20 protein-coding genes are annotated in these 24083 nt (G+C 63.7%); 3 read left to right on the top strand and 17 right to left on the bottom strand.

The genetic code is table 11. The features are described from left to right. Positions 1 to 60: 60 nt before the first annotated feature. The 4 genes from VFJ08_RS09905 to VFJ08_RS09890 all read right to left on the bottom strand — a co-directional run bounded on the left by VFJ08_RS09905 (position 61) and on the right by VFJ08_RS09890 (position 4884). Complete coding sequence (locus VFJ08_RS09905; protein ID WP_324997042.1) at positions 61 to 1110, bottom strand: proline racemase family protein; 1050 nt, start codon at positions 1108 to 1110, stop codon at positions 61 to 63. Then, on the bottom strand, positions 1100 to 1852 hold the full coding sequence (locus tag VFJ08_RS09900) for a zinc-binding dehydrogenase (protein ID WP_324997041.1): 753 nt from the start codon (positions 1850 to 1852) through the stop codon (positions 1100 to 1102). The genes VFJ08_RS09905 and VFJ08_RS09900 overlap by 11 nt, the downstream gene beginning before the upstream one ends. Positions 1853 to 1947: 95 nt before the next feature. Continuing rightward, positions 1948 to 3243, bottom strand: coding sequence for a citrate synthase (locus VFJ08_RS09895; protein ID WP_324997040.1), 1296 nt, complete (start codon positions 3241 to 3243; stop codon positions 1948 to 1950). A 123-nt stretch (positions 3244 to 3366) separates the two neighbouring features. Next, positions 3367 to 4884, bottom strand: coding sequence for a succinate CoA transferase (locus VFJ08_RS09890; RefSeq protein ID WP_324997039.1), 1518 nt, complete (start codon positions 4882 to 4884; stop codon positions 3367 to 3369). Between the two features lie 488 nt (positions 4885 to 5372). Between VFJ08_RS09890 and VFJ08_RS09885 the strand changes: the two genes are divergently transcribed. Next, on the top strand, positions 5373 to 6383 hold the full coding sequence (locus VFJ08_RS09885; protein ID WP_324997038.1) for an isocitrate dehydrogenase: 1011 nt from the start codon (positions 5373 to 5375) through the stop codon (positions 6381 to 6383). A gap of 12 nt (positions 6384 to 6395) precedes the next feature. Here the strand turns inward: VFJ08_RS09885 and VFJ08_RS09880 are convergent, their stop codons facing one another. The 9 genes from VFJ08_RS09880 to mutL form a co-directional block, all read right to left on the bottom strand. Next, positions 6396 to 7691 (bottom strand): adenylosuccinate synthase, encoded by a 1296-nt coding sequence (locus tag VFJ08_RS09880; RefSeq protein WP_324997037.1) that lies wholly within the window; start codon positions 7689 to 7691, stop codon positions 6396 to 6398. 10 nt (positions 7692 to 7701) lie between these two features. Then, positions 7702 to 8895, bottom strand: a complete 1194-nt coding sequence (locus VFJ08_RS09875) for an ATP phosphoribosyltransferase regulatory subunit (RefSeq protein ID WP_324997036.1) — start codon at positions 8893 to 8895, stop codon at positions 7702 to 7704. 4 nt (positions 8896 to 8899) lie between these two features. Then, the gene (locus VFJ08_RS09870) at positions 8900 to 9091 is read right to left on the bottom strand and encodes a DUF2065 domain-containing protein (RefSeq protein WP_324997035.1); all 192 of its coding nucleotides are present in this window, start codon (positions 9089 to 9091) and stop codon (positions 8900 to 8902) included. A gap of 12 nt (positions 9092 to 9103) precedes the next feature. Beyond that, the gene (gene hflC, locus VFJ08_RS09865; RefSeq protein ID WP_324997034.1) at positions 9104 to 9988 is read right to left on the bottom strand and encodes a protease modulator HflC; all 885 of its coding nucleotides are present in this window, start codon (positions 9986 to 9988) and stop codon (positions 9104 to 9106) included. Then, positions 9985 to 11352, bottom strand: coding sequence for a protease modulator HflK (locus tag VFJ08_RS09860; RefSeq protein ID WP_324997033.1), 1368 nt, complete (start codon positions 11350 to 11352; stop codon positions 9985 to 9987). Before VFJ08_RS09860 ends, hflC begins: the two co-directional genes overlap by 4 nt. 310 nt (positions 11353 to 11662) lie before the next feature. Continuing rightward, the gene (gene hflX, locus VFJ08_RS09855) at positions 11663 to 13012 is read right to left on the bottom strand and encodes a ribosome rescue GTPase HflX (RefSeq protein ID WP_324997032.1); all 1350 of its coding nucleotides are present in this window, start codon (positions 13010 to 13012) and stop codon (positions 11663 to 11665) included. A gap of 32 nt (positions 13013 to 13044) precedes the next feature. Continuing rightward, complete coding sequence (gene hfq, locus VFJ08_RS09850) at positions 13045 to 13296, bottom strand: RNA chaperone Hfq (RefSeq protein ID WP_324997031.1); 252 nt, start codon at positions 13294 to 13296, stop codon at positions 13045 to 13047. A 58-nt stretch (positions 13297 to 13354) separates the two neighbouring features. Further along, positions 13355 to 14296 (bottom strand): tRNA (adenosine(37)-N6)-dimethylallyltransferase MiaA, encoded by a 942-nt coding sequence (miaA, locus tag VFJ08_RS09845; protein ID WP_324997030.1) that lies wholly within the window; start codon positions 14294 to 14296, stop codon positions 13355 to 13357. A 1-nt stretch (position 14297) separates the two neighbouring features. After that, positions 14298 to 16097 carry a DNA mismatch repair endonuclease MutL gene (mutL, locus tag VFJ08_RS09840; protein ID WP_324997029.1) on the bottom strand — a complete coding sequence of 600 codons (1800 nt, stop codon included), beginning with the start codon at positions 16095 to 16097 and terminating at the stop codon, positions 14298 to 14300. Positions 16098 to 16410: 313 nt separating this feature from the next. On the opposite strand from mutL, the gene VFJ08_RS09835 reads away from it, so the two are divergent. Together VFJ08_RS09835 and VFJ08_RS09830 are read left to right on the top strand one after the other, a co-directional pair. Further along, positions 16411 to 16854 carry a Fur family transcriptional regulator gene (locus tag VFJ08_RS09835; RefSeq protein ID WP_324997028.1) on the top strand — a complete coding sequence of 148 codons (444 nt, stop codon included), beginning with the start codon at positions 16411 to 16413 and terminating at the stop codon, positions 16852 to 16854. A 76-nt stretch (positions 16855 to 16930) separates the two neighbouring features. Beyond that, positions 16931 to 18397, top strand: coding sequence for a catalase (locus VFJ08_RS09830; protein WP_324997027.1), 1467 nt, complete (start codon positions 16931 to 16933; stop codon positions 18395 to 18397). A 126-nt stretch (positions 18398 to 18523) separates the two neighbouring features. On the opposite strand, the gene VFJ08_RS09825 is transcribed toward VFJ08_RS09830, so the two are convergent. From VFJ08_RS09825 to pgi, 4 genes are all read right to left on the bottom strand, one after another. Beyond that, the gene (locus tag VFJ08_RS09825; protein WP_324997026.1) at positions 18524 to 19987 is read right to left on the bottom strand and encodes an N-acetylmuramoyl-L-alanine amidase; all 1464 of its coding nucleotides are present in this window, start codon (positions 19985 to 19987) and stop codon (positions 18524 to 18526) included. Positions 19988 to 20130: 143 nt separating this feature from the next. Beyond that, positions 20131 to 20607, bottom strand: coding sequence for a tRNA (adenosine(37)-N6)-threonylcarbamoyltransferase complex ATPase subunit type 1 TsaE (gene tsaE / locus VFJ08_RS09820; protein ID WP_324997025.1), 477 nt, complete (start codon positions 20605 to 20607; stop codon positions 20131 to 20133). Then, on the bottom strand, positions 20604 to 22136 hold the full coding sequence (locus VFJ08_RS09815; RefSeq protein ID WP_324997024.1) for an NAD(P)H-hydrate dehydratase: 1533 nt from the start codon (positions 22134 to 22136) through the stop codon (positions 20604 to 20606). Before VFJ08_RS09815 ends, tsaE begins: the two co-directional genes overlap by 4 nt. Before the next feature lie 19 nt (positions 22137 to 22155). Continuing rightward, positions 22156 to 23769: a glucose-6-phosphate isomerase gene (gene pgi, locus VFJ08_RS09810; protein WP_324997023.1), complete on the bottom strand. Its 1614-nt coding sequence runs from the start codon at positions 23767 to 23769 to the stop codon at positions 22156 to 22158. Positions 23770 to 24083 lie beyond the last annotated feature (314 nt).

The raw sequence follows: 24083 nt of genomic DNA, 5'->3' as shown, positions 1-24083 counted from the left end.
CTTGTTCTCTTGAAAGGGCGATGTCGACGTCCGGCTTTTGGTCAAACCGCGGCAGTAGATCTAATCGGGCGCGGTGAGGACGTTCTCCAGATCCGTCGTATCGACCAGGGGATCGTCGAGTTCGATTTCGACGCGTGACCGAGTCAGGGTCCAGGCGCGCCCGGTGATCTGGGTATCCCAACCGCGTCGGTTTTCGACCGTGGCCTCGCCGAGCAGGGTCCCGGTAAAGCTGCTGTCACGCGGGGACATGGTTTCCAGCCATTGATTCTGTTTGATCTCGCCGCGTTCGGCCATTAGGGCAATACGGGCGGAGGTGCCGGTGCCCGTGGGGCTGCGGCAAATCACGCCGGGATGGACATAGGTCGCGCTACGGCCGCGAAAGCCGTCGTCGACAGCGTGGGCATCGCGCATGAAATGCACGAACGGCAACGGCGTGACATCGTCGAACTCCGGATGGTTTTCGATAAACTCCGGGCGCACGGTTTTGACGAAAGCGTCGGCAAAGGCAGCCAGTGCCGGTTCTTCATCACGCACCAACTCGAACTCCAAGGCCTCGGCGTCGATCATGGCATAAAAGCCGCCGCTCCAAACCACGTCATAGCGCACCTTGCCATAACGCGGCACATCGGCCTTGAGATCGGGCACGGCCAGATAAGCGGCTTCGCCCTGGGTCGTGACCATCTGCACGAAGCCGTCCGAGCATCGGGTCTGAACCCGCGCCACGCCCGCGGGCGATTCCAAAAACACCGTCTGCTCGTTCTCTTCGATCGGAATATGACCGCTTTGCAGCAGCGCCGTCGCGGTACAGATCGTGTTGGAGCCGGAGTACATGGGGTAGCCCATGGCTTCCATGATGATGTAGCCCGCCTGCGCTTTGGGCTCACACGCCCGCACGATCAGGTTCACCGACATGGCCGGGTCGCCGTAGGGCTCGGAGAGCAGCAGCCGGCGCAGGCCGTCGCCGTTGTCCTCCAGATAGCGCTGTTGCGCATGCACCGTGTCGCCGGGCAACGCCTCCACCCCGCTGAGAACGATCCGGCTGACATCGCCGCCGCACTGCAGGTCCATCATCTGTAGCGAGCGCATGCGGCTGGGTTTTTTATCCGGCATGAGGCGCTCCGTACTCGTCCCATTTGGAATCCGGCACGACGACCAGATTGCCGACATGATTCTTGTCGATGAACGCTTGTTGGGCGTCGTGAAAATCGGAGAGCTTGTAGGTGCGGTCGAGCAGCGGCTTGATCTCGCCGTTCTCGACATAGCGCTTGACCCGCCGGAACGCATCCCGGGTGCCCTGCGACGAACCATTGAGCTCCAGATGATTGAGATACATCGTGCGCAGGTCGAGTTCGACCACCGGTCCGGCGATCGCCCCGGCGGTGGTATAGCGGCCTTCGGCGCGCAGCACGCGCAACAGGTCGTTGAACATCGGCCCGGCGACCAGATCGGCGACCACGTCGATGGGCTGACTGTCGGTGGCGTCATCGACCTTGTCCACCAATTCGCCCTCGTCGTCGCGCAGTACCGTGGCCTCGGCGCCGATGTCTAATATTTCATCGGCCTTGCTACGGCTGGTCACCGCGAACGGGATCGCGCCGCGAGCGCGGGCCAGTTGAATGATGCCGGAGCCGACGCCGCCGGAGGAACCGGTGACCAGCACCCGCTCGCCCTCTGCCACATGGGCGCGGTCGAGCATGTGCTCCCCGGTCATGTAGGCGCAGCAGAAAGTGGCCAGTTCCGCGTCGCTGATATCGGCGTCGGTCTGATAGGCGTTGTCCGAGGGTACGACGGTGTATTCGGCGTAGCCGCCGTCGCGCCCGTGGCCGGTCAGTTGGATGGCTTTCATGGGCATGGGGCGCTCCAAAAACGATGTCGAAATATTGAGATACGGCGCTGCCTTCGATCGTACGGCTACCTTTAGATATAACCGGGGAGAATGGCGCGCCCTCAATCCCGATCGCCGATAGCGACGTAATCGCGCATCGTGTAGCCGTGATAGATCTGGCGCGGGCGCACGATGCGAAACTGCGGATCGTTCATCATTTCCATCCAGTGCGCGGCCCAGCCGACCGTGCGCGCGATCGCGAACATGGGCGTGAGCATATTGACCGGGATGCCGATCGCCCGATAAATGATGCCGGAATAGAAATCCACGTTCGGATAGAGCCCGCGCTCGATGAAATAGTCCTCTTCCAGGGCCTTGTTCTCCAGTTCCAGCGCGATCTCGAAGAGCGGATCGTCCTCCATGTTGTAATGTTCGAGCACCTCGTGGCAGTAGCTGCGTACGACTTTCGCCCGGGGGTCAAAATTCTTGTAGACCCGATGCCCGAAACCCATCAGACGGAAGGAATCTTCCTTGTCCTTGGCTTTGTCGACATATTGGGACACGTTGGACACATCGCCGATTTCGTCGAGCATGTTCAGCACCCGCTCGTTCGCACCGCCGTGGGCCGGGCCCCAGAGCGCGGCGATGCCGCCGGCGATGGCGGCATAGGGGTTGGCGCCGGTCGAACCGACCGTGCGCACCGTGGTGGCCGAGGCGTTCTGCTCGTGATCGGCGTGCAGCATGAACAGCACATCCAACGCCCGGGCGGCGACCGGATCGACTTCGTATTCCTCGGCCGGCACCGCGAACATCATGCGCAGCAGGTTCGAGGTGTAGTCGAGATCGTTCTGCGGCCAGATCTTGGGCTGACCGATCGCGTGCTTGTATGCGGCGGCCGCGATGGTCGGCATCTTGGCGATCATGCGTTGGGCAAAGATCTCGCGATGCTCGGGATTACTGATATCGGTGGTGTCGTGATAGAAGGCCGACAACGAGCCGACCACGCCGAGCAATACCGCCATTGGATGGGCATCGTAATGGAAGCCGTCGTAGAACTTGACCAGCGATTGATTGAGCATCGTGTGGTGGGTGATGGTCTCTCGGAAGCTCGCCATCTCGGTCTCGTTCGGCAACTCGCCGTTGAGCAGCAGATGGCACACCTCGAGAAAATTCGAATGCTCGGCCAGTTCCTCGATCGAGTAGCCGCGATACAGCAGCTTGCCGTTCTCGCCGTCGATAAAGGTGATATTGGAATCGCAGCTACAGGTGGCGGTATAGCCCGGGTCGTAGGTGAACACGCCCTGCTGGGTATGCAGCCCGCGCACATCCACCGCGGGAATGCCGAGAGTGCCTTCGACGAGCGGCAGATCGGTGCTTTGGTCGTCCTGTGGATTACTGAGTTTGTATGCGTCCGTCATTGTGGTCTCCTGGCGTGTGGCTGAGAAATGCCATGCGTTCCGTCATCTCGAAACGCGCTATCGCTCGATAGCGACTGAAAATGCGTGTGGCTCTTTACGGCTCATGCCGCATGGGCGCGAGGTTCATGTGCCGGTGCCGGCGGACCCGCTGACGGAACGCATCGAGCCCTCGGTTTCGAGCGCGGTGTGCCAGGCGAACGCCTTGTCCAGGCAGTGCGGCGTTTGGCCGCCTTTCTTGCAGGCTTCGTTGAAATAGTCGTTCAGGGCGTCCCGATACAGCGGATCGGCGCAACGATCGATGATCTCGCGGGCGCGTTCGCGCGGCGCCAGGCCGCGCAGATCGGCCAGGCCGTGTTCGGAAACCAGGACATCGACATCGTGCTCGGTATGATCAACATGGCTGACGAACGGCACGAACGCCGAGACATCCCCGTCCTTGGCCAATGATTTGGTGACAAAAATCGACAGATGCGCGTTGCGCGCGAAGTCACCCGAGCCGCCGATGGCGTTGACCAACTGCGTGCCGCCCATGTGGGATGAATTGACGTTGCCGTAGATATCGGCTTCCAGCGCCGTATTGATGGCGATGACGCCGAGCCGGCGGATGATTTCCGGATGATTGGTCAGTTCCTGTGGGCGCAACACTACGCGATCGTGATAAGCCGCGAGATTGTCCATTACTTGCTGGCCGCGCTCTTCCGAGAGCGTGATCGAAGTCGCCGAGGCAAACGTCATCTGACCGGAGTCGAGCAGATCGAATGCCGAGTCCTGTAGCACTTCCGAGTACATCTGCAGGTGATCGAACGGCCCTTCGGCGATACCCCAGAGCGCCGCGTTGGCCATGGAACCGAGGCCGGCCTGCAATGGCAGCAGCGAGGAAGTCAGCCGCCCAGCCTCGACCTCCGCCTCTAGAAAATCTTTCACATGCGCGACGATTTGCTGGGTGGCCTCATCGGGGGCCTTGATCTCGGCCGGCGTTTCCTCGCCCTCTGTAAGCACGATCGCGGCGATCTTGTCGATATCGACCGGGATCGCGTGATCGCCGATGCGGCTGGCGGCTTGCACGATCGGAATCGGCTGGCGCTTCGGGCGGGTACCGGGAATATAGATATCGTGCAGCCCCTCGAGCCCTTCAGGCGAGGCCTGATTGAGTTCCACGATCACCTTGTCGGCGAGATGGGCGAAAGTCGCCGAGTTGCCCACCGAGGTGGTCGGCACGATACCGCCCTCCTCGGTGATCGCACAGGCTTCGATAATCGCCACATCCATAGGGCCGAGATCGCCGTGACGCTGGCGCTCGACGATTTCCGACAAATGCTCGTCGATGAACATCACCCGTCCTTCGTTGATCGCCTGGCGCAGGGTGGCATCGACCTGAAACGGCAGACGCCGGGCAATCACACCGGCATCGGTAAGCCGCGCATCGATATCGTTGCCCAGCGATGCCCCGGTCATCAGCGTAATGGACAGTGGCTCGTCGGCGGCGCGCTGTGCCAACGCGACCGGCACCTCCTTGGCCTCGCCGGCCAGCGTGAAACCGCTCATGCCGACCGTCATGCCGTCCTGGATCAATTCGGCTGCTTCTTGCGCCGTCATCTGGCGATCCTGCCAACCCGGCAGTCGACAACGCTGGTCCGTCATGGTTTTCCTCCCGGTCGTATAGGCCAAGGTGAGTGAATATATGCACAATACACCATGACATTTCAGTATTTTAATTAAAATACGTAATTTCCCCGTATTTTCTTGGCATGCCTCCCTAATTCAAGCTTCTGACGCAGTCACACCATGTGAAAAACTGAGCGTTTTCAAAAAATATTAGGTGTTTATATCGTGTACGGCCGGAATATGAACGCCTGATTAAGCATCAGGATTTACACGAATAGTCGGTTATCGGTGTATATCGGAAACTGATGGCACAGAAAGCTGTACGCTGTCCGGAGGCCTACGCGCGTAGCCAAGACAGGCGCCTTGCGGCTCCGCGTCAAGCATACGAACCGCCGATTCAATAATGTGGCGGCTTCAAATCACAGACGCATTTATAGGCAAATGCGTTTTAGAGCTGCTTGCACGCTAAAACCCTATCGGACGAATGTCTTCATTGTACGAATGCAGAATACGGGAAGGTTGCCATGAGCAGGACACCGCTAACGGTTATCAAGGGCGACGGTATCGGCCCCGCGATCGTGGATGCCGCGCTAGAGGTTCTCGATGCCCTCGACGCGGAATTCGATTACGAATACGTCAAGGTCGGCCAGGCCGCTCTGGACGATGGCGAAAAAGAGGCATTGCCGGAATCGGCGATCGAATCGATCGAACGCACGGGACTGGCGCTCAAGGGCCCGACCACCACCCCCAGTGGCGGCGGCTATAGCTCGGTCAACGTCGCGATACGCAAGCGCTTTGACCTATACGCCAACGTGCGTCCGGCGGTATCCATGACGGGAGCCAAACCGCTTTACGACGATCTCGACATCATCATCGTGCGCGAGAACGAACACGGCATGTACTCGGGCGAGGGCCAGACCCTGTCAGACGACGGCGAGCGCGGGGAGGCTTGCTCGGTCATCACGCGCTCCCAGAGTGAACGCATCATCCGTTTCGCTTTCGAGTTGGCGCGCGCGCGTGGGCGCAAGAAAGTCACGTTGGCGCACAAGGCCAATATCCTGAAAACGACCTCCGGGCTGTTCCTCTCGGTCGGCGGCGAAATCGCCAAGGAATACGACGATCTGGAGTACGACGACGTAATCGTCGATGCCGGCGCGATGAAGCTCGTGATGGACCCCTATCAGTTCGACGTGATCGTCGCGCCCAATCTATTCGGCGACATATTGTCCGATCTGTGCGCCGGCCTGGTCGGCGGCATGGGCCTGGCGCCCGGGGCCAATATCGGCGACGACTGTGCCGTATTCGAAGCCGTCCACGGCAGCGCGCCCGATATCGCCGGCCAAAACATCGCCAATCCGACGTCGGTGCTGCTGGCCACCGCGCTTCTATTCGATCATCTGAATGACAAGGACAAGGCGGATCGTATTCGCCGGGCCGTACGCTCGGCGATCGCCGAGCGTGACCGTATCACGCCGGATCTGGATGGCGAGGGTACAACCGATAGCTTTACCCAGGCCGTTGTCGAACGGCTATAAGGGCTATTGCCGTTAGTCAGCCAACGGATGCCGAAGAATGATCGTGTCCGCCCGGTCGGGTCCGGTCGAGATCACGTCGATCGGCACGCCGACGATTTCGGCCAGCCGATCGAGATAACCCCGGGCGTTGGGCGGCAGCGCATGATAATCGCGTAAACCCGAGGTATTCTCGCGCCAGCCCGGCATTTCCTCGTAGACCGGCTCGCAGTTGGCGAGCGCGTCGGCGCCGGTCGGAGGCACGGTTAGCGTCTCGCCATTACAGCGATAGCCGGTACAGAGCTGGACTGCGTCCAGCCCGTCGAGCACGTCGAGTTTGGTGATGCACAGCCCGGACAGGCTGTTGTTGAAGGCTGTACGGCGCAGACCGACGGCATCGAACCACCCACAGCGGCGCGGCCGGCCCGTCACCGCACCGAATTCGGCGCCGCGGTCGGCCAAGTGTTTACCGTAGCGGTCGTCGAGTTCGGTCGGGAATGGGCCGGAGCCGACACGCGTGGTGTAAGCCTTGACCACGCCGAGCACATAATCGAAATAGGTCGGGCCGACGCCGGAGCCGGTGGCCGCCCCGCCCGCGGTGGTGTTGGACGAGGTGACGAACGGATAGGTGCCGTGATCGACGTCCAGCAGCGCGCCCTGCGCGCCCTCGAATAGAATCGACTCGTCGGCGACATAGGCCTGACGCAGCAACTCGCCGACATCGGCCACCATCGGCGCGATCTCCTCGGCGTGCTCGATACAAGCATCCAGCGTGGCCTGGAAATCCACCGGCGACTGGCCAAAATAGTTCTTGAGCACGAAATTATGTAAATCGAGCGCCTCGCCCAGCTTCGAAGCCAAGAGTTCGCGCCGGAACAGATCGGAGACCCGCACCGCGCGGCGTGCGACTTTGTCCTCGTAGGCCGGGCCGATGCCGCGGCCGGTGGTGCCGATCGCGGTCTTGCCGCGGGCGGCCTCGCGGGCCTTGTCCAGCGCCACGTGATAAGGAAGGATCAGCGGACAGGCCGGGCTGATCTTGAGCTTGTTCCGGACGGCCACGCCGCGCGCATCCAACTCGCCCATTTCTTTTAGCAACGCCTCGGGCGAAAGCACCACGCCGTTGCCGATATAGCAGGTCACGCCGTCGTGCAGGATGCCCGACGGAATCAGGCGCAGAATGGTTTTCTCGCCGTTGATGACCAATGTATGGCCGGCGTTGTGGCCGCCCTGAAAGCGCACGACGTGCCGGGTGCGATCGGTGAGCAAATCCACGATCTTGCCCTTGCCCTCATCGCCCCACTGGCTGCCGATGACGATGACCCGTTTACCCATGATATCTATCCTATAGTGGACGGACCCGCCATGTTCCGTCGATCTGTTCCAGAATGCGGTCGCAGCCCGAGCTCTCTACTTCGATATGGGCTTCGGCATGGGCGGGCGTGGCGACCACCACGCGCTCGCCTGACGCCCGTAGGCGCCGGATTTCGCTGAGCAACGATTCGTCGTCGTGGCCGGACGGCGCAAAGATGCCACCGGCCGGCCGATCGTCCGCAAAGCCGCCGAGCGCGGCCAGCAGATTCAGATCGGCCGAGAAACCGGTGGCCGGACGTGGCCGGCCGAACGCCGAGCCGACGTCGTCGTAGCGTCCGCCACGCGCCAGCTCGCGGCCGAGCCCCGGGGCAAAAGCCGCGAACAGCAGCCCGGTCTTGTAGCGATAGCCGCGCAATTCGGCCAGATCGATGAACAGCGGCAGCTCCGGATAATGCGCTTCAATCAGCGCGACCATGTCGGCCGTTTCCTCCAGCGCGCTATCGATACGCGGGTCGATGCCGCCGAGCACGGCACGGGCCCGATCCAGCACGCCGGCCGGTCCGCTGAGGCCGATCAGCGTCGCCAGACGGTCGTGCAGCGTGGCCCCGAGCCGGCCGTCGGCCGCCAGACGATCCAGATCGGGCCGCGACTTGCGCTGCACCACATCGAACAATACCGGCTCGAATTCGCTCGATACGTCGGCGAGCGCCACCAGCCGCCGATAGATCACGACATGGCCGAGATCGAGATAGATCTGCTCGATGCCCATCATGCGCAGCGTTTCAAGCATCAGCGACACGATCTCGAGATCGCTGTGCAGATGCGCGTCGCCGAATTTCTCCACGCCCACCTGCAACGGCGAGCGTGAGCCGCCCGGCTCGCCGGGGCGCGTACGCAGCACGCTGCCGATATAGCAGTAACGCGCCGGGCCGGTCGCCGCCAATCGATGCGCATCGATGCGCGCGGTCTGGGTGGTCATATCGGACCTGACCCCCATCATGCGCCCGTTGAGTTGGTCGGTCAGCTTGAAGGTATACAGATCGAGTTCATGGCCGGCGCCGGTGAGCAGCGAATCGAGATACTCGATCAGCGGCGGCCGGATCAGCTCGTAGCCCCAGCGCCAATAGAGATCGAGCAACGCGCGGCGCGCCGCCTCGAGCCGCCACGACTCGGGCGGGACCGTCTCCTGGACGCCTTCCGGCAGTAACCAACGTGTGGATTGCATGGCTCTAGAATTGGTGTAGAAACTGCAGCGCGACGACCCCGACCGCGATCATCACCGCGCCGAAGATGCGCAACTGGCGCGGCGCGGCGCCGGCCAGTCGCAGCACGGTCTCGCGCCAGCGTTCCGGCGCGATGAAAGGCATCAGCCCCTCGATCACGCACACCAGCGCCAGCGCGCGCAGCAGATCGGCCCACATCGGCGAAGGCGGTTATCCGCCGTTACCCGCGGCCTCGGCGAGCGCGGGGTTGAAATACTTGAACAACTTGCCGTCCGGTTTGAGCAACAGGATGTCGTCGTCGCCGATGCTCTGTCGATAAAGCTGCAGACTGCGATAAAAGCTATAGAAGTCCGGGTTCTTCTTGTAAGCATTGGCATAGATCTCGGCGGCCCGGGCGTCGCCCTCGCCGCGGATCGACTCGGCCTTCTTGTAAGCCTTGGACAACACGACGGTGCGCTCGCGCTCCGCGTCGGAGCGGATTTCCTTGGCCGCGGCATCGCCCTGGGCCCGCAGCGTACGGATCACTTCCTGGCGCTCGGAGCGCATGCGCGCATAGACCGTGTCGCTCACCTCGGCCGGCAGGTCCAGCTTCATGATACGCACGTCCTGAACGGTGACACCGAGCTGCTTGGCGTCCTGGTTCACCTGTACCTGCACCGCCGCCACAATCTCGTTACGATCGCCCCCGATCGCCTGACGGATCGTGCGTTTAGAGAACTCGGCCAGCAAATCGTTCTCGACCGACGCAGTCAGCAGACTCCGCGCGCGCTCGACCTCGCCGTGCGTCGACAGGTAATACTTGACCGGGTCGGCGATCTGCCACTTGACGTAGTAGTTGACCGACAGGTTTTTGTTCTCCGAAGTCAGCACGCGGTCGATTTCGCCGGTAAACGTCATCACGCGCCGTTCGAAGCGGTGCACCGTCTGCACGAACGGAATTTTGAAATGCAGGCCGGGCGGGACATGGGCGTCGACGATTTCACCCGTTTGTACGACCAGCACGCGCTCGCGCGGCGTGACCACGAACATCGAGTTGTAGGCGATATAGATCGCGATGACGACGACGATCAGGCCGAAAATCTGCTTACCACTCATGAGCTGCGGCTCCGGCTGCGAAGATTACCGGTGTCCGGGTTCGAACCGCTGCCGCCGTTCGAGCCCGAACCGTTACCGCTGCCGTTCATGTCCGATTCGTCGGGCAACGTCGGCCCCACGGTGTCGCCGTTCTCACCGCCGGACCCGTGCTTACCGCCCGAGGCCGTCTTATCGAGGATCTTGCCCAACGGCAGGTAGGTCATGGTGCCCGCCGAACCATCGTCAAGCACCAGATGCGAGGCCGACAACACGTCGCCCATCGTTTCCAGATACAACCGCTCGCGCGTGACTTCGGGCGCGTTCTCGTACTGCGCCAACAGATCCGAGAAGCGCGCCGCCTGGCCGGCCGCACGGTTGATCTTGCGCTGCTTGTAGGCTTTGGCCTGGGCGATCATTTGCGCCTTTTCGCCCTGGGCGCGGGCCACGATGTCACGCGCATAGGCACGGGCGATGTTCTTGGACCGCTCTTGCTCCTCGCGCGCCTTGATCGCTTCCTGGAAAGCGCCCTGCACCGGCTCCGGCGGCTGCGCATACTGCACGTTCACGGCCAGCACTTTGATACCGGCGTTATATTGATTGAGCGTGTACTGCATGATCCGGCGTACGTTATCGGGCAGTTTCGCGCGCGATCGAACCTTGATCTGCGGATACTCGTTCTGCTTCTTCTTGATCCGGCCGACCAGTTTTTGGTCGATATCCTTGAGCCCGTTCTGCTTCTTCGGCTGACCGGAGTTCTCCTTCATATCGACGTTGTTCAGCGCCTTGTTGTCGAGCTGGTTGACCTGCACGCCTTCCTGGATCACCTGATTCATGGTCGACGTGCCGACAACTTCACGCACCGCCGAGCGCAGCACCTGCTGCACCGTTTTTTCCGGGTTCTGAAGTTGAAACAGATAGTTCATCGCGTCGGAGATGCGGTACTGCACCGAGACCTCGACGGCGACAATGTTCTCGTCCTTGGTCAGCATGACGGCGCGGTTGCTCGCCCGGCGTACCCGCTGGGTATCGACCTTGAGCACCTGACCGATCGGATACGGCAGATGCCAATGCCAACCCGGCCCGGCGGTGTGGGTATACCGGCCCAGCCGTAGCACCACCCCTTTCTCGCCCGGCTGGACGATATACAGCCCGGTAGCCAGCCAGATGGCGATGACAATCGGGATCAGCACGAGAAACAACCCGCCGCCGATACCGCGACCACCGCCAGGGCCGCCGCTGTTACCGCCGCCGCGCTTGTTGAAGCGCTCGCGCAGGCGTTTCCAGATCTGGTCGAGGTCGGGCGGCCCGCCGCCGTTCCCCCCGCCGCCGTTGCGGTTGCCACCGCCCCACGGATCCCTGCCCTTGCCGGGCTCGTTCCACGCCATGCTAGAAAGCCTCTGATCGCGTCGATTGCACGGCCGGCAACGGCCCTTGCCGCACGTGTTCACGTCGCGCCGCCGCACCGCGGCGCTCGCCCGCATCCGCGCACGCGCGCGTCAGATCACGCCCGAACAAACCCAAAGTGAACAAACCGCTCTCCTTGCTGTAACCGTTCGCGCACGGAGTCGCGGCGCGGACCGGTGCGGCCCGATCCGACGATGCCGTTGCACGAACCGTCTGCGATTTCACGTAAGTCTATAGTCCGCCCGGAACCCTGTCGAACACGCCGTAAGGTCGTCTAGGGGCTGTTGCCTCTTAGGCGGAATGAATCGTCGCACGCGCGCCGGCGAGCCGTTCGACGTCGGGGCGCACCGGACGGCGATCAATCAAGACATCGTCGAAGGCCAGCCCGGCCTGCGCCACGACGCGCTCCAGGTCCGCCTGCGAAGCCGTCACCGACAGCAGCGCGTCGCCGTTGTCGGCATAACTTTCCTCGCCGACCACGCCGAGGTCGTAGAGCCGCGAACGCAGCCAGCCGGCGGCGGGCGGCACCCGCAGCGTGCCGGTGACCGTATCCGGGTAACAGAACGCGGCCAGCGCGTGACGCAGTTCGTCCAGACCCGCGCCGGTCATGGCCGAAACATAGACCCGCGTCGGCCGGCCGTGCGCATCGTATTCCACCCGCGGCGACTCGTCGTCGAGCAGGTCGACCTTGTTGAACACCTCCAGCTGGGGCACGTTGCCGGCGCCGATGTCGGCGAGCACGCCGTTGACCTCGCGCGCATGCGCGCGCCGCTCGTTGTCGGCGACATCGATTACGTGCACCAGCACATCGGCTTCGCGGGTCTCTTCGAGCGTGGCCCGGAAGGCGGCCACCAGTTCATGCGGCAAATCGCGGATGAAGCCCACGGTATCGGCCACGATCAACGGCTCGCCCACCGGCACGTCCATCCGGCGCAAGGTCGGGTCCAGCGTGGCGAACAGCTGATCGGCGGCATAGATATCCTCGCCGGTGAGCCGGTTGAACAGCGTCGACTTGCCGGCGTTGGTATAGCCGACCAGGGAGACCACGGGCGTGCGCGCACGGCGCCGCGAGGCGCGCCCCTGATCGCGTCGCGCCAGCACTTTGTCGAGCCGCGAGCGCAACAGCTTGATGCGGTCGCCAAGCAGGCGGCGGTCGGTCTCGAGCTGGGTCTCACCCGGCCCGCGCAGACCGATGCCGCCCTTTTGCCGCTCCAGATGCGACCAACCACGCACCAGGCGCGTCGCCAGATGCTGGAGCTGTGCGAGCTCGACCTGTAGCTTACCCTCGTGCGAACGCGCCCGACGGGCAAAGATATCGAGGATCAGCCCGGCGCGATCGAGCACACGCGCGTTCATGCGCTTTTCCAGGTTACGCTCCTGGCTGGGCGACAGATCGTGGTTGAACACCACGAGTTCCGCGCCGTGTTCCACCACCGCGGCAGCCACTTCATCGGCCTTGCCGCCGCCAATGAAGTAACGCGGATCGGGCACGCGACGGGAGCCGCCGATATGACACATCACATCGGCGCCCGCCGATTCCACGAGTTCGCGGAATTCCCGATCCGCCTCGGCGTACTCGTCGATGCCGAAAGCGATATGGACGATGACGGCCGCCTGACCGCTCGGCGGCCGTTCAAACATAGGGGATTACCCTAGTAATTACCCTGGGAAATCTAACTATCGTCGGACTCCTGCGACATTTCGTCGCGCACTTCGTCACGAACGTTGCGCGAAGGCACGATCGTGGAAATCGCGTGCTTGTACACCATCTGGTTCACGGCGTTACGCAACAACACCACAAACTGGTCAAAAGATTCGATCTGCCCCTGCAGCTTGATGCCGTTGACCAGATAGATGGACACCGGCACCCGCTCTTTGCGCAAGGCGTTAAGGAATGGTTCTTGTAATGTTTGGCCTTTTGCCATGGAACAGACTCCACAAGGTCGGGGGATAAGAAAATATCAAAGAAATATTAGCACGATTTCAGAGCGCGCCGGACGCCCTCTCGACCAGCCGCCGCGCCCGCTTTGTCATTGTTTCATCATCGCTTACGAGCCACGTGGCATCGTCCAGACAACGCAGCCAGGTAAGCTGTCGCTTGGCCAGCTGACGGGACGCGATCACCGCCCGGTTCACGGCCTCTTCCAGGCCGAACGCCCCGTCCAGTGACTGCCACAGCTGGCGATAGCCGACCGCTCGTATCGCCGGTTGTCCAAGATCGAGATCGGGACGGGCGTGGAGCTTTTCAACCTCCGCCAGAAAACCCTCCGCCATCATCACGCCGAAGCGCGCCGCGATATTGCGGTGCAACCGTTCGCGCGTGGCCGGCGCCACGATCAACTTGGTGATCGACCACGGCGGATCGACCGCTTCATCGCGCGCGTACAGCACGCTGGGCGTCTCGCCGGTCAGCGCATGAATTTCCAGCATGCGCTGGATGCGCTGTGCGTCGTTCGGATGGATACGGGCCGCCGTCAGCGGATCGAGATGCGCCAGCCGGGCGTGCAGCGCCGCCCAGCCCAGCTCGTCGGCCTCGGCGGTCAGCCGGGCGCGCAGCGCTTCGTCTCGGCCCGGCATCTCCGACAGCCCGTGCTCGAGGGCGCGGAAATACAGCGAGGTGCCGCCAACCAGAAGCGGCAGCCGCCCGGCGGCGTGAATGCGGTCGATCTCGATTACGGCGTCGCGCACGAAGTCGGCCGCCGAGTAAGCATCCGCCGGATCGCGGATATCGATCAGCGCATGCGGGGCCCGCGCCAGGGTCGCGGCATCCGGTTTGGCCGTGCCGATATCCATGCCGCGATAGACCATGGCCGAGTCGACCGACACGATCTCGGCATTCATCGACTCGACCAACTCGACGGCCAACCCGGTCTTGCCGGACGCGGTCGGCCCGAGAATGAACACAACCGGCGGCTTTTCGGACACGCTACTGCCCGCGCATGAACAGCCGGTCCAGGCCGGCGCGATCCACGCCGACCCAGCTCGGCCGGCCATGATTGCAATGCCCGGCCCGGTCGGTGTGTTCCATGTCGCGCAACAGCGCGTTCATCTCGGCCAGCGTGAGCCGCCGCCCGGCTTTCACCGCGGCCTTGCAGCCCATGTCCGCCAGCACGTCGTCGAGAATATCGCGCACCGCGTCCGCGCCGCGCGGGCCGCCATCGAGTTCCGCGATCACGTCGCGCGCCATCGCCAGATAATCCCGATCGGCGAGCAGCGCCGGCACGCCGCGCAGCAGCGCGCGGGTCGGCCCGCTGCGCCCGAGCTCGAAGCCGACCTCGGCCAGTCGTTCGCCCTGGCTTTCCACCACGGCCGCCTCGCTTTCGGACAGCGACAGCGTTTCGGCCACGAGCAGGCGCTTGCACTGAACACGGCCGGCTGAGAACTCGGCCTTGAGCTGTTCGTACAGCACGCGCTCGTGGGCGGCGTGCATATCGACCAGCACCAGCCCTTCGGCGTTCTGGGCCAGGATATAGATATCGTGCAGCTGGCCGATGGCGTAGCCGAGCGGCGGCGTGTCGTGGCGCTCGTCTGTCGGCGCGCTCGCCGATCGCCCCGTATCCGGCGCCGATCGCGGCTGCTGAAAACGATAGCTCGCCGCCGTCTCGGCGACGCCGGGCCGGGCCGATCGCGTATTGAAATCCAGCCCGCGCGGCGTCATCGGCCGTGGCTGCGCCGGTTTGTCGAGCGGCCCGGCCGCGGGCGTCAGCGCCAGCGTTCTTGCCTCGTGCGGGCGCGCCTCAACCGCGGCCAGTGCGCGCGCGACGCTGCGGCAGACGAAATCGTGGACCAGCCGCGACTGCCTAAAACGCACTTCGGCCTTGGCCGGATGCGCGTTGACATCGACCTGACGCGGGTCAAGCGTCAGATACAGCACGTAGGCCGGGTGACGCTGATTGTGCAGTAGATCGCGATAGGCCAGGCGGACCGCATGATTGAAGACTTTGTCGCGAATCGGGCGGCCGTTGACGAAGCTGTACTGGCGATCGGCCTGGCCGCGCGAAAAACCCGGCGTGGCAATCCAGCCGGTCAAGCGCATGCCGGCCGCCGATTCGTCCACGGGCACGGCATGGTCATCGAATTCGCGGCCCAGGATATGCGCCACGCGCTGTTTCCGGGCGTCGGCTTCCGCGCAAGCGTTCAGCCCGGCCGACTCGACGGCGCCGTGGCGCAGGATGAAGCCGACATCGAAGCGCGACAGCGCGAGTTGGCTGAACGCCCGACGGATATGTTTAAACTCGGTCGGCGGCGCGCGCAGGAATTTCCGCCGGGCGGGAATACGAGCGAACAGTTCGCGCACTTCCACCCGCGTGCCGGGCGCACCGGCCGCCGGCCGCGCCTCGGTGTCGATATGCGGCGAAACGGCATAGGCGCGATCGGCGCCGGCGACACGCGAGGTCAAGGTCAGTTCGGCCACCGAGGCGATGCTGGCCAGGGCCTCGCCGCGGAAACCGAGGCTGGCCACGGCTTCCAGCGCGTCGAGGCTGTCGATTTTGCTGGTGGCATGACGGGCGACCGCGAGCGGCAGTTGATCGGCGCTCACCCCGCAGCCGTCATCCTCGATCAGAATCCGTCGCAGACCGCCCTCTTCCACATCCACGGCGATGCGCGTGGCGCCGGCATCCAGACTGTTCTCGACCAGTTCCTTGATGATGGACGCCGGGCGTTCGACGACCTCGCCGGCCGCGATCTGGCTGATCAGTCGATCGTCGAGCAGTTGAATGAGCATGACGCGCGCTAAGAAGCTGTCGGACTCAAGACCAATCTACTGCGCCGGCGGGATGATGGCTCAAATGAGCCGTTTTTATCGTTAAATAGAACCACTATTCGCCTCAAAAATCGGCTCATTTGCGCTCATCCTCCCACCTTGCTCGCTACGATCGCTTGAGTCCGACAGCTTCTGGGACCGAAACGGCGCTCAGTGTCGGGTATGTCACCCTCGTTTGGCAAAACGCGGTATCCGCTCGCAGCGCTGCGTTGACTAATATCGATCGAATCGCTTTCTTGACTCGTTCAAGAAAATGCTCAATGATCGGGCTGCCATGAGTCGACACCAGACTTCCATCGTTGCCGAACTGCGTGAACGCGGCCTGCGGGTCACCGCCCCGCGCCACGCGGTGCTCGAATGGCTGATCGGCCATCCGCATGCCACCGCCGAGCAAGTGCATCGGGGCGTTTCCACGCGTCTCGGTGCGATTTCGAAGCAGGCTGTATACGACGTTCTGTCGGCGTGCGTGGCGGCCGATCTGGTTCGGCAGATCAAGCCGGCCGGCCATCCGGCCCGGTTCGAACGGCGTACCCACGACAATCACCATCATTTGGTGTGTCGCGGCTGCGGACAGATCGAGGATAGCGATTGCCATATCGAATCCGCGCCTTGTCTGCAGCCGGTACACGATCACGGCTTCGAAATCGACGAGGCAGAGGTCGTGTTCTGGGGTCTGTGCCGAACCTGTCAGGCCAAGGCCCGGCAGGCGGCGACATAAACCGGCATATCAACGGAAAAGTGACGACGGTCGATTTCGGCTGCGTTGCACACGGACCCATCGGGAGGATTAAACCTTGACAGACGATACCCGCAACATCGAAACCACGACCAGCGGCGAACCGTATCCGAGCCAGGAACATTCGCTGACAGTCGGCAATGACGGCCCCATTGTTCTGCACGACCACTTTCTCATGGAACAGATGGCCGCGTTCAACCGGGAAATGGTTCCGGATCGCCAGCCCCATGCCAAGGGTGGCGGCGCGTTCGGCCGTTTTGAAGTCACGGAAGACGTCAGCGCGTACACCAAGGCCAACTTTCTGCAAAAGGGCAAGAAGACCGACATGGTGGCCCGGTTTTCCACGGTGGCCGGCGAGTCCGGCAGCCCGGACACCTGGCGCGACCCCAGAGGCTTTGCGCTGAAGTTCTACACCGAGGAAGGCAACTTCGACATGGTGGGCAATAACACGCCCATCTTTTTCATGCGCGACCCGATGAAGTTCCAGCACTTCATCCACTCACAGAAGCGCCGTGCCGACAACGGCTTGCGCGATAACGACATGCAGTGGGACTTCTGGACCCAGTCGCCGGAGTCGGCCCATCAGGTGACCTGGGTGATGGGCGATTACGGCGTCCCCGCCACCTGGCGCCACATGAACGGGCACTCCAGCCACACCTACTCCTGGATCAACGAGGCGGGCGAGTTGTTCTGGGTCAAATACCACTTCAAGACCGACCAGGGCGTCAAGTGTCTGACCCAGGAACAAGCCGACGAAATGGCCGGCTCCGATGCCGACTATCATCGGCGCGATTTGTTCGAGGCGATCGCGCGCGGCGATTGTCCGACCTGGACGCTGTACGTTCAGATCATGCCCTACCAAGAGGCCAAGACCTATCGGCTGAATCCGTTCGATCTGACCAAGGTCTGGCCGCACGCCGACTATCCGTTGCACAAGGTCGGCACGATGACGCTGGATACCAACCCGACCGATTTCCACACCGAAATCGAACAGGCCGCGTTTTCACCGGGCAATACGGTGCCCGGCACCGGTATTTCGCCGGACAAGATGCTGCTGGCACGGTCAATTTCCTATGCGGACGCCCAGCGTGCGCGCATCGGTGTGAACTACAATCAGATTCCGGTGAATGCGCCGAAGTGCCCGATGCACAGCTATACCAAAGGCGGGCGGATGCGCTACATGAATAACCACGATCCCGTTTATGCGCCGAACACCAAGGGCGGGCCGGTGCCTTCCCCGGCGGCGCATGCCAACGGCGAAAACTGGGAAACCGACGGCAATCTGGTGCGTTCGGCCTACACGCTCCGTCCAGACGATAGCGACTTCGATCAACCCAACGATCTGATCAACAAGGTTATGGATGACGAAGCCCGCGATCGCCTAGTCGCCAACGCGGTCGGCCATCTCTCCGACGGCGTGACCGAGCCCGTGCTCGAGCGTGCCTTTCAGTACTGGAAGAACGTCGACGCCAGGATCGGCGAGCGTATCGAACAGGGCGTTCGCGAGAAGCAGAAAGCGGCCTGACACCCGCCAGCGCGACGACAAAGCGGCGGCACATTCGTGCCGTCGTTTTTTTATGCGCGGTTATACGAGGGCTTGGCGCGTGCGCCGGCGTTCAGCCGGCGGACATAAGGGCACGCATCATGATCGTCAGCCCCGGCTGGCGAGTTGCTGCGGCTTGGGCGGCGGAATCTTGAGCATCTGCCCGATGCGCAGCACGGACCCGTTCATTTCGTTGTACTGGCGCAACGCCGACACGCTCACGCCGTAGACCTGCGCGATCTCGGACAGCGTATCGCCCGAGCGCACGCGATGCTCTTGCTCGGCCGCGATATAAGTCGACGGCCGATAGCTGGCGAAATAACCCTTGATGCCGCGCAGCATCGCCGCCGCCAGCGCGTTCTGATAGCTCGCGCTGGCGAGTTTATGCGCGGTGGCCGGATTCGAGATGAAGTTCGTCTCGACCAAAATGGAAGGAATATCCGGCGACTTCAACACCATAAAGCCCGCCTGCTGGACCTGGTCCTTGTGCAGCGAACCCAGTTTGTCGAGCTGGGCGAGCACACGCTCGCCGGCGTCGGCGCTGGCCTGGATGCTCGCGCTCTGCGATAGATCCAGCACGAACGAAGCCAGGTTCGGCTTCTTGTTTTTGAGGGTGATGCCGCTGACCATCTCGGCGCCGTTCTCGCGATGCTCCAGCCAGCGCGCGTGCTCGCTGGTCGCGCCGTGGCGCGACAGCGCATAAACCGATGCGCCCCTCGCGCCACCGCCGTTCGGCGATGCATCGCAATGGATCGAGATGAAAAAATCGGCCTTGTCATGCCGGGCGATCACCATGCGCTCGCGCAGACCGACGTAATTATCGTGCTTGCGCGTCAGCATGCCGTGCATATGCGGCTGATCGTCCACCATACGCTTGAGCCGGCGGGCGATGGACAGGGTGACGTTCTTCTCGAGCAGCCCGGCCGGGCTGTGGGCGCCCGGATCCCTGCCGCCGTGGCCCGCGTCGATCGCCACGATAATATCGCGCGCCGGCGCGCTGCGTCGCGGCACGTCCGGCGTATCGCCGCGGCCGTTCGCCGTGCTGCGCTCGTTTGATACGCCCGGAGCCGAGACCTGCTCCATGGCGGTCGCCGTTTTATCGGCGGTTGTCTGACTGTCGTCGCCGGCATCGAGCTCGTTCCCCGAGGTGTCGGCGCGGGCCGTCATCGGCGCGGACGCCCGATCCTTCGGATACAGATCGAGCACCAGTCGATAGCGGTGCCCGTCGGACGGCGAGAGCATGAAACTCTTGGCGCGAACCTTTTTTTCCAGATCGAGCACCACGCGCACCCCGGTGCCCTTGTGCACGCCGGTTCGCAAATCCTTGATCAGATCGCTGCGCGGTGCGTCACCGGCGACATGGCCGAGATCGCGGGTGTGCGGCAGATCGATCACCAGCCGCAGCGGATCGTCGATCATGAAGATATCGGGCTCGGTATCGGCCGACAGATCGAAAACCACGCGCGTCTTTTCCGGCGTCGCCGACATCCGCGCGTCATGCAGCGCGGCGACCTGCGCCGAGGCAGGCAGCGTCAGCAGCGCCAGCAAACCGAAAAAAATCAGCCGTTGCACGCTCCGCGTCATAGGATAACCCATCCCCCTTACAGGTCCGGCGAGAGAGCCTTCCGGAAAAGATTATCGATCGGCATCGTTCGAGGCAACTTTTTAACAGGAAAAACAGCACCTAGCACAGAGGACTTGGCCAAGCACTTGAATTATGTGCGCGATCTGAAGTCCTGCAGCTTCGCGATCAGATCCCGACCGGCGGCTGAACACGGCGCCAAACGCGCGGATCGCCCGGCGCCGTTGTATTCCAAGGTGATCGCCATATCCGCGGGCGGCAGAAAACCGGCGCCACGCTCGGCCCACTCCACGAACACGAGGTGGGAGCCGGCCGAGATTTCGCGAACGCCGAGGAATTCCAATTCTTCGGGGTCGGCCAGCCGATACAGATCCAGGTGATACAGGCGCCGCGCGCCGAATTCGTAGGGTTCGACCAGGGTATAGCTGGGCGACACCACCGGCCCGGCATGACCCAGCGCCTGAATGATCGCCCGCACCAGCGCGGTCTTGCCGGCGCCCAGTTCACCGGCCAGCGTGATCAGCACCCCGTCTTCCCGCAGCTCCAGGACACGAGCCAAATCCCGGCCGAGTGCTTCGGTCGCCGCCGGCGTCGCCAGTGTGATGTTCACGTGCGCTGCGGGTTGGCCTGTCGCCGGATACAGGGCAGCAGATCGCTCGGCAGCAAGCCGCGTTCACCGTCGCCCGTCGCCGCCTCATCGCCGGCGAGCGCGTGTGCATAGACGCCGAACACGCCCGCTTCGGCCAGTGTCATGCCCTGGGCGGCGAACCCGGCGATAACGCCGGTCAACAGATCGCCCATGCCGCCGACCGCCATGCCGGGATTGCCCTGCGTGCACAGCCAGAGTTCATCCGGCGTCGCGATCAGCGTGCCGGCGCCCTTGATCGTCACCACCGCGCGGTAGCGCTCGGCCAGGCGTCGCGCGGCCTGCACCCGATCGGCGACGATATCCGCCGTCGAGCAGCCCAGCAGACGCGCGGCCTCGCCGGGGTGCGGGGTGAGAATCCAGTTCTCGCGATCGACCGGCGAGGCGGCCAGTCGGTTGAGCGCGTCGGCATCGACCACCAGCGGCCGATCCGATTCGAGCACGCGCCGCCACAGCGCATCGCCCCACGCCCCGCTACCCAGCCCGGGCCCCACGGCGATCACGGAAGCGGCCTCGATCAATGCATCCACTTGGGCCGCGGCATCGCCGACCGACGGGTCGGCGGGCAGCCCCTGACACATCAGTTCCGGGCGTGCCTGGCTCATCGCGCCGGCGTGATCGTCATGACAGGCCACGCTGACCCGACCGGCGCCGGCACGCAGCGCGGCTTCCGCCGACATCCGGATCGCGCCGCCCATGCCGCGACCGCCGCCGACACACAGCACATGTCCGTTATGCCCTTTGTGCGCGCCCTTGGGCCGCGCCGGCAATACGTGGCGCAGGTCGCGATGGGTGATGCGGCGCGCGACATGGGGCTGATTCTCGTAGAGCGCATCCGGCGCGCCGAGATCATCGAAGGCGAGTTCACCGCAGTAGGCCGCGCCGTCGCCGGTCAAAAGCCCGAGCTTGAGACCGATGAAAGAGACCGTGGTATCGGCGATCACCGCACGGCCCCAGTTCCGACCGGTGCTGGCATCCACGCCCGAGGCGATATCGATCGCCAGTACGCCGACACCGCGTTCCGATGCCTGATTGATACGGTCGATCGCCTCAGCCATCGGCCCGGACACTTCCCGGTTCAGGCCGGTGCCGAACAATGCGTCGACGATCAAATCGGCGTCGATCCGTTCATCCACGAAATCGCGGACTTCGCCGCCGGCCTCGCGATAGACATCGAAGGCGCGCGCGGCATCGCCCGAGGCCTTGGATAAATCCAGCGGCGCGATCAGGGTCACGTCCCAGCCGGCCTGCATCGCGCGGCACGCGACCAGCGCGCCGTCGCCGCCGTTGTTGCCGGGCCCGCAGAACGCCACCAGACGGCCCGGCATGGGCCAGCGTTGGGCGAGTTCGTCGTAGGCGGCGCGCGCCGCGCGCTGCATCAACTCGAAGCCATCGACGCCGAATTCCTCGACGAAGCGCTTATCCAGAGCGCCGACCTGGGCGGCGTCGTAGATCAGATACGGCAGGTAGTCGCTGGTTTCGGTCATGGCCATGGCCCGTCCGCGATCCGGATCAGCGGCCCCAGGCGTGACGCACCCGCGCCACCAGCGCGGCGGTCGACCCATCGTGCGCGGCGGCCTCGCCGGTTGCTAATTCATTTCCGATTTGGCCGGCCATGGTCTTGCCCAGTTCCACGCCCCACTGATCGAAGCTGTTGATATTCCAGATGATGCCCTGCACGAACACTTTGTGTTCGTAAGCCGCGATCAGCGCGCCCACGTGATGCGCATCCAAGGCTTCGAGCACGAGCATATTGCTCGGCCGGTTGCCATCGAAACGGCGCGCGGCCAGCCGATGTTCCAGGGCCTCGCCGGCCAGGCCCTCGGACTCCAGCTCGGCGGCGAGCTCCGCGCTGTCGCGACCGCACATGAGCGCTTCGGCCTGCGCGATGCAGTTGGCCACCCGCTCACGCTCGCGCACATCATCGGCGGCCTCGGGCGGCGACAGCGGCAGTACGAAATCCAGATCCACCGCCAGATCGCCCTGATGCAGCATCTGAAAATAGGCGTGCTGGGCGTTGGTGCCCACACTGCCCCAGATGGTCGGCACGGTGGAAACCGTCGCCGGCTTGCCTTCGCGGGTTACCGACTTGCCATTGGACTCCATTTCCAGTTGCTGGAGAAATGCCGGTAGCGAGGCCAGACGCTGCGCATACGGCACCACGCAGTGGCTGTTCAGACCGAGAAAATTGTTGTTCCAGACGCCGGCCAACGCGAGCAGCGCGGGCAGATTCTCGGCCAGCGGCGCAGCGCGAAAATGCTCGTCCATGGCATGCGCGCCGGCCAACAGCGCCTCGAACGGCTCCGGCCCGAGCGCGAGCAGGATCGACAGGCCCACCGCCGACCACAGCGAGTAGCGACCGCCGACCCAGTCCCAAAAGCCGAATATACGCTCGATGCCGAACTCCGCTACCGCGTCGGCATTGGTCGACACGGCCACGAAATGCTTGGCGATATCGGCCTCGGCCGCACCCGCATCGACCAGCCACCGGCGCGCCACGCGGGCGTTGGCCAGCGTTTCCGCGGTACCGAAAGACTTCGACGTCACGATCACCAGCGTGCTCGCCGGGTCGAGCCCAGCCAGCGTATCGTCCAGATCGGCCGGATCGACGTTGGCCACGAAGTGGGGACGCGGCCCGTCGCCGTCGTAAAGCGCCTCGCAGATTAGGCGCGGCCCCAGGTCCGAGCCGCCGATCCCGATGTTGAGCACGTCGGTGATCGGCCGCCCGCTGAAACCGAGCCATGCCCCGCTGCGTACCTCGTTGGCGAATTCGGCCATGGCGCGACGGACCTCGTGGACTTCGTCGACCATGGGCGCGGCGTCCGGCGCGCGCAGCGCCACGTGCCAGGCGGCCCGGTTCTCGCTGGTGTTGATCGCGCGGCCCGCGAACATGTCCTCGCGCGCCTGGCTCACGCCCTGCTCCTCGGCCAGCGCGAGCAGCGCGGCGCGCACGTCGTCGTCGATCCGCTGCTTGGAGTAATCCAGCGTCACGCCGGTCGCGGCGACGCTATAGCGCGCGGGGCGCGCCTCGTCGGCGGCAAACAAATCCAACATCTGCTGGTTCGCGTTCTTCGCCGCCAGCGCCTCGAGCGTTTTCCAACTGGGTTGATTGATGGGGTCGGACATCGGTTCCAGCCTTTGCGCCTGCGGCGCGTCGTGAGACGTTACGAAATGCACGCGGCGATGCGCGTCGCGCACCGGTTCGAATTGTTCGAGCCTAGCTAAAAACGCTTGTCGCAGCCAGCGTTCGACCCTGGCGCGAGACCGGGCCGGGATCGGCGGTCAGACCGTTACGCCCATGTTGTCGATCAGACGCGTTCGGCCGAGATAGCCGGCCGCCAGCACCCGGAACGCCACGGTCTCGCTCTTGGGGCGGCCCAGATCGGCGCCGCGGATCTCGAAATAGTCGGGGTCGAAACCGGCATCGGCGAGCTGGGCCC

Source organism: Salinisphaera sp. (genome assembly GCF_035690525.1).
Taxonomy (GTDB): Bacteria; Pseudomonadota; Gammaproteobacteria; order Nevskiales; family Salinisphaeraceae; genus Salinisphaera.
This window is presented reverse-complemented; position numbering and strand designations above follow the sequence as displayed.